General features: G+C 52.0%; 1 protein-coding gene. It reads left to right on the top strand.

Annotated features, from left to right (window positions below; all coding sequences use genetic code 11):
• Positions 1-415, top strand: a 415-nt coding sequence (locus KSW37_RS15845; RefSeq protein ID WP_301331751.1) for a VapE domain-containing protein, incomplete at both ends; no start/stop codon positions are given.

The raw sequence follows: 415 nt of genomic DNA, 5'->3' as shown, positions 1-415 counted from the left end.
CCGATGTCACCAACCAGTCTATCATGGTTTTCGTAGGCAAGGGCGGCATCTTCAAGACCACGTTTTTCGACCATCTTCTGCCGCCCCATCTGCGCAAGTATTTCGCCAACGATTCTACGGGCGACTACAAGAACAAGGATTTCCTGCAGATGTGTGCCAGCAAGGCGATAGTGTGTCTCGATGAGTTCAGCTGTCTGCGCGGCAAGAACCTGGATTCCTTCAAGAGCAACATCACGAAGCGCAACATCAGCATGCGAATCCCTTATGCCGAGTGGGACTGCATCTTGCAGAACAATGCGGGGTTCTGCGCCACGAGCAATGAGGTTCATATCATCGATGATGACGAGAACCGCCGTTTCCTCATCTGGCGCATCGAGAAGATCAAGAGTCCCATCGACTTCCCCTTCAATTACGA

Origin of the sequence: Segatella copri, from assembly GCF_019127135.1 — a bacterium.
Classification (GTDB): domain Bacteria; phylum Bacteroidota; class Bacteroidia; order Bacteroidales; family Bacteroidaceae; genus Prevotella.
This window is presented reverse-complemented; position numbering and strand designations above follow the sequence as displayed.